The organism is Niveispirillum fermenti (assembly GCF_048066175.1).
In the GTDB taxonomy this organism is placed as follows: Bacteria; Pseudomonadota; Alphaproteobacteria; order Azospirillales; family Azospirillaceae; genus Niveispirillum; species Niveispirillum fermenti.
The window spans coordinates 22,533-28,638 of record NZ_JBLTXA010000049.1 but is presented as its reverse complement, the minus strand read 5'-3'; the positions used below and the strand labels follow the sequence as shown (position 1 = coordinate 28,638).

The 6,106-nt window shown below is 62.6% G+C and carries 3 protein-coding genes and 1 pseudogene; 1 reads left to right on the top strand and 3 read right to left on the bottom strand.

Annotated features, from left to right (window positions below):
• Both ACM9LZ_RS23895 and ACM9LZ_RS23890 read right to left on the bottom strand, forming a co-directional pair.
• Positions 1 to 573: pseudogene (locus tag ACM9LZ_RS23895) on the bottom strand (IS5 family transposase); the annotation flags it as partial.
• A 66-nt stretch (positions 574 to 639) separates the two neighbouring features.
• Complete coding sequence (locus ACM9LZ_RS23890; protein ID WP_416622033.1) at positions 640 to 2,580, bottom strand: sensor histidine kinase; 1,941 nt, start codon at positions 2,578 to 2,580, stop codon at positions 640 to 642.
• Positions 2,581 to 2,818: 238 nt separating this feature from the next.
• Here ACM9LZ_RS23890 and ACM9LZ_RS23885 point away from each other — a divergent pair, with 238 nt between their 5' ends.
• The gene (locus ACM9LZ_RS23885) at positions 2,819 to 3,559 is read left to right on the top strand and encodes a response regulator transcription factor (RefSeq protein ID WP_416622032.1); all 741 of its coding nucleotides are present in this window, start codon (positions 2,819 to 2,821) and stop codon (positions 3,557 to 3,559) included.
• Between the two features lie 74 nt (positions 3,560 to 3,633).
• On the opposite strand, the gene ACM9LZ_RS23880 is transcribed toward ACM9LZ_RS23885, so the two are convergent.
• A complete protein-coding gene (locus ACM9LZ_RS23880; protein WP_416622031.1) occupies positions 3,634 to 6,030 on the bottom strand; it encodes a glucan 1,4-alpha-glucosidase in 2,397 nt (798 codons plus the stop codon).
• Positions 6,031 to 6,106 lie beyond the last annotated feature (76 nt).

Here is a 6,106-nt window from a genome sequence, read left to right as displayed (position 1 = left end):
CAAAGAGCTTCAGCAGGAAGGGAAAAAGGCCGAACAGGCTGGCCATCAGCACGACGCCTCCATCACGATCCTGGATGTCAGCGGCATGGATGATGGCGTGCATCAGGAAGCCTTGGGTATCGACGACGATGTGCCGCTTCTTGCCTTTGATCTTCTTGCCCGCATCGTACCCTGGCGGGTCGATGCAGCACCCCCTTTTTCTGCGCTCTTCACGCTCTGACTGTCGATGATTGCGGCGGTCGGACTGGCATCACGGCCAGCCTGCTCACGACAGCGGACATAGAGTTCATGGTGAATGCGGTCCAGCGTCCCGTCCCAACTCCACAGGCTCAGATAGTCGAAAACCGTGCTGCGCGGCGGTAAATCCTTCGGGATCGCCCGCCACTGGCAGCCGGTGCTCAACACATACATCACACCGTTGATCACCTCCCGCAGGTCCACACTGCGTCGGCGGCCACCGTGCTTGGCCGGGGGAAGGAGTGGCGACACAAGCGCCCATTCCGCGTCCGTCAGGTCGCTCGGATAACGAAGGTGATCCCGGTTATAAAGGGGGCGGTTCTCGGGCGTCCACATAACCATTGTCCAGAAGATGACGCCCGTGAAGGAATCACACCAGCGTAACCGCCTGCAACCCACTTCCTATCTCATTGAACCATTTCGGTAGCTTCCCGGACGGACACTGAGGGAAAGGTGGGCCAGGACGCCGCCTTCGGGGTGGTTGTCGATCTGGAAAAGACCGCCATGCGCGCGGGCTATGGCATCCACGATATGCAGGCCCAGGCCCGTGCCCGGTATGGGGCCGGCATTCGTGGCCCGGAAATAGCGCTTGATGACATCGTCCTTTTCATCCTCGGGAATGCCGATGCCCTGGTCGCGGATATCGATATCCAGTCGCCCGTCATGGCAAGCGCATGAGATCGTGATGGCGCGCGCGGCGTCGGAGAATTTCACGGCATTCTCGATCAGGTTGGAAAGTGCCACCGCCAGCATGTCGGGATCCAGCCACCCGGTCAGTGTCGCGTCCACATCTGTGCGTTTCAGGATGATGTCCCGTTCCGGATGAAGGTGACGGATCCGGTCAAGGATCATATGCAATGTGTGGGCGATGAATACTTCCTGCAGGCGGGCAGTGACGGTACTGCCTTCCATCCGGTCCCGCTGCAAGGATACATCCAGGATCTGGACAAGATCGCGGACGGCCGTCTGGATGCGCCCCACCCTTTCCCGTCCGGCCCAATCATCGGCCTGCATGGTGTGCCGCAGGGCTGTAACGCTGTTGCGGATGACGGCCAGCGGTGTCTTGTACTGATGGCGCACCACATCGATGAAGCGTAGCTGCTCCGACTGGCTTTCCCGCTCGGCGGCCAGGGCGTTTTCGGCTACCTCCTTTGCCGTCTGCAGCTCCCGCGTGCGTACCGCAACCAGTGCCTTGGCCTGTCCTTCCGCGCGTCTGGCCATGCGGATGGTCACGCTCTCCCGCCGCCGCTGCTCCAGCCATCGGGCCTGCAGGATCAGCGACAGGCTCATCAGCAAGGTGAAGGGAACGGCCCCGATCCAGTAGGTATATTCATAGAAGCCGTTGAAATCGGCCCCCCCCACGATCCAGAAGACCAGGATGGCGGCCGTCACGCATTGCACGATGGCGGCCAGGGCTGCCGCCAGGCTGCCAGGCCGGTGATAGCGGGCGCGCAGATGCAGGCAGCCATAGACGAAGAAGCACTGGACCAGCATGCTGGACAGCAGGGCTGGTGCCGCCACGGGGCGATAGAGGCCGAGGAAGGGTGTCAGCAGAGCCAGCGCCTGGAGACCGATCAGAATCTCCAGCCCGCGGTGCACACGTGGGAAATGCCTTCGTGTCTCCAGATATTCCCGGATGAAGATGCAACTGCTCAAGATCACCAGCAGAACCGAACTGCTCATGACCATGTCGTTCAACACGCCGTTGCCTGTCAGCGATCCCAGCTTGAACACGCCGCTATTGGCCAGGATGTAATAGCAATTTGCCAGCAGGTGCAGGCCGAACACCATGAAATGACGGCGGCGGTAATGGAACCAGTAGGTGAAACTGAGTATTGTGGCCCCGAGCGACAGCGCCACGGGCAGCAGTGCCGACACCACGCGGGTCAGGATGATGTCCTGCATCCCTGTGGGCGAGGCGATCCAGCCGCGCAGCACCAAGGCGCTGTCCGTCTGGATCATGACATAGATGTCCACCGCGTCCGCGTCGGGCAGGTGCAATGGCACCGCGTAGGACAATTGAAAGCGGCCCGGCTGGGCGGCCGGAAAGTGGTCGCCGCGCTGATGCAACAGAAAATCCGCCGCCGATGCGGGTGCCGCGACGCGCGGCACATGGATGTCCACGCGATCCAGATAGATGGGGTGGAAATGGAGATAGGGATCTTCCGGCCACCGCCCCCCTTCCCGCTTCACGGTGATTTTCAGCCACAGGGCGTCCGGCCGGTAACCCATGGCCACGTTGCGGGGCAGCGGTTCGAACCGGGATGCCGCCGGGCCGAAGGCCACATCCTGCAAGGTCAGTTCATTGTCGGGATCGACCAGCGCCGCAAAGTGTCCCGACAATTCCACACCGTCCAGCGGGTTGGAAAGTATGACCGGTGGCGCCTGCGCCAGACCTTGTCCGGGTAGCAGGACAGCGGTAAAGATTATTAACCAGATCAAGGATGCAATGACTTGTAAATACCGGCCTTTGCGCCCAGCTTGGGGCCATGCCGGTTCCGGTAGCGGCCCCGGCATGACAGGGCAAAATGGGGGGGGCGGGAGGGCCGCCCCCGGATGATCGGGCTTTACATGGTGCGTCGTGGCAAATGTCATATTGATTGAGGACAATATCTCTTTCCGGAATAGTCTGGCGGATTGCCTGACCATGTTCGGACACACGGTGAACGAGGCGGGCACCGCCATGGAGCTATACCAGCTTCTGGGCTCTGAAACCTATGATGTCGCTGTTGTGGATATCAATCTTCCTCATCATAGCGGGTTTCTGATCACGGAATACCTTTCCCGAAACAGTTTGGCTTCCGTGATCATCACATCGGTACGTGATGCCGTGGAGGACCGTGTGCAGGGCTATCGCTGCGGGGCCGATATCTACATGGTCAAGCCTGTAGAGCCGGAGGAATTGTCGGCGGCCATCACACGCCTAGCGCTGAAACGGCTTTATGGTCCGCCGGTATCGGAACAGGAAAGTTCCTGGTGCTGCGACGTGGATGCACAGCTACTGCACGCGCCCGATGGCACATGCATCAGGCTGACGCCGCGGGAGACGCGGCTGATCGACATTTTCATGGCGATCGGGAGCAATGGCGGCCATCGCGTGACGACGCGCGCCATGGTGCTGGCCCAGATGCAGGAACCCGACAACCGGGAGGCGCGGGGCAAGCTGGACACGCTGTTGAGCCGGCTGCGCACGAAGGTGCAGGCAAAGGCCAACATGCCGCTGCCCATCCTGACGGCCTACAATGCCGGTTTCACCGTTACCGCCCCCATCCATCGTCAATCCCGGGATGGCGGGCCGAACCTGTCCGGCGGGGAAGCCTGACATCCATAGGAAAAGGCGCCCGCCGGATGGCAGGGCGCCTTTTCGGTGGGGGCGTCCGGACCCCGGCTTGCCTGCTACCGGGCGTAGCGGGCGGCGACGGGAGCATAGAGGTCCCAGACCTGCCGGTCGCGGACCGACCGCAACAGCTTCACATATTCGGCGTGGCTCCAGGCCAGCGGCGTGGCGCTGTTCGTCCCCTGCCCCAGCACATAACCCGCAGGCGCCACGCCGACCCCGTCCCACACCTGTTCGGGGATCATAAGCCCTTCATTGGCGAACTTTTCCATGCCCCGCACATAGGTCATGCGGATATGGTCCAGGTCGGCCGGGGTGACGCCGCCGGGCTTCGCCCCGGCGCGGGCCAGTTCGTAATGGCCACGTTCGCCCGTGAAGATGGGCCAGACCCGGCCGCGCTGGCCGACGCCCATGCCGCCTTCCAGTTCGCCCGTGCCATAATTGCCGCCGTTGCGCACATCCTCGCCATAACCGTCATTGCCATAACGGCGCCAGCCCGGATATTCCATCGGGTCGCCTTCGTACCGGAAGACGTACTTCACGCGGAAATGGTCCGGGATGGACATATCGTCCAGTTCTTCCAGGCTGTCGGTGATGCTGGGGGCATCGGGAGAGCGCACGCCATAGCGTACCAGTTCCAGGAACCCGCCATCCAGATAGACATCCTCCGTCAGGCCCTGCTGGCCGTTGGCCGGGTTGACGGGACCCTTGTCGTTGGGATTCTCGTTCTGATTGACACGCAGGAAATAGCGGCCATTGCCATGGCTGCCGGCCGTGGTGAACATCAGCGCCTCGATCCGGTCATTGATCTGGTCCGCCGTGGCACGATAGGCGGCGGCATCTTCAGCCCGGCCCAGCTTTTCCGCCATCTCCCCGGCCGCCACCAATCCCGCCACGATCGCCGCCGTGGTGGAGGGGGAATAGCCTTCCTGTTCCTCCCAGCGTTCCTGCTGGGTGTAGGGCGGCTTGATGCTGGCCTTGTTCCAGTCCAGCCCGACCGTGCCACCCCTGACCAGGAAATCGGCTGCCGGCTTCAGCAACGACGGATACATCTGGTTCAATGCCGCCTCGTCCAGCACGCCGGCCTGCCACAGCTTCCAGCCCAGCATCAGGGGCATCGCCGTCTGGTCGAGCTGTACGGCCATCCATTCACGGGTGCCATCGACATGGGTCTTCTGCAGGAACCAGCCCGTGGCCCCCTTGTTGCCCTTGGTGGCGGCCGACACCTGGATCATCTTCAGATAATTGAAGGCGGCCAGCGGTGTCTCGGTGTCTCCCAGGGCCAGCATTGCCATGGCGCACTGATAGAAGTCGCGCGGCCATACGGCCTTGTACCCGGTCGCCAGCTTCTCCGACGACACGGTATCGCCCCAGGGGGCCGACAGCGAAGCGATCAGGGCGCCGGCATGTGTCTTGTCCTCCTGCGCCTTCAGCACAAGGGCGCTGACATGTGCCAGCCGGCCCCCGTCGGTGGCCATGGCTGCCAGGTCCTTCAGGGGGTCCAGCCCGGCCAGGTAATCCTGCCAGCCGATCCTGTCACCCTCCCCGTTGTAATGGGCCAGAACGGACGGATATCCTGCCTGCAGCGTTGCGTCGGCTGCCATCAGTGCGGCCGCATGGTCCGTACCGAAGCCCACGACGATGTCGTAGGTCGCCGTCTGGCCCTCCGACAGGGTGGGCAGTGCGCCGGCCAGGGCGACATTGCCCTTTCGCGACCCCGTCCTGTCATAAGCCTTCAGCACGCCATCGCGGCGAAGCTGTGTCAGTCCGTCTGATGTTCCGACAAAGCCCACGCTGGCCGTCGTGAAGGGCTGTGACGCCTTGATGACCAGATTGTGCCGTCCCTCCCCCGCGTTCAGCGTGCCCCCCTTCGTGTCCGCCTTGTCGCCATAGCCCGTACCCGCCATTTGCGGGTCGGCCAGCAGCACCGGCGTCAGCGATCCCTTCAGCGCCCGAAAGATGCTGCGCACGAACAGCACATCCCGGTCCGGATCGGTGAAGATATGCTTTTCGATTTCGTATCGGCCATTCCGGTCACGGTTTATAACCCTGTAGGCAAGCGACAGGGGCCGGCCGGCGGCATCGGTATGCAGGTAATCGACATGGCTTTCCATATCGTCATATTCGGTATGGACAAAGCCGTCCCCCTTGACGGCGAACTGCATTTCACGGAGCTGCGCTTCATGGATAAGCCCCTGCATGGTCTCCGTGATGACGCCATGGGCCAGGGAGAACCAGACGCGGGACACAGGACCCGTGGCGCCGCCATCCTGGTAACGCCCCTGCACATAGGCTTCGTAGGAGGTGCCGATACCCTGCTTGCCCGAATAGGCCAGCATCGGCTTTGCGCCCGGCGCTCCCGGTGCGGTCGCCGCCAGGGCCGTTCCGGCCAGCAGCGTGGACGTGAAAGCGGCGGCCAGGGCCGCGTGCCGGATGAAGCCGATGTTCCTGGTCATGTTCTCCCCAACTCCCGCATCTGTCTTGGGGGCCATCGCCGGCCCGTGGATGTTGGGGGCATCATTCGTTCATCCT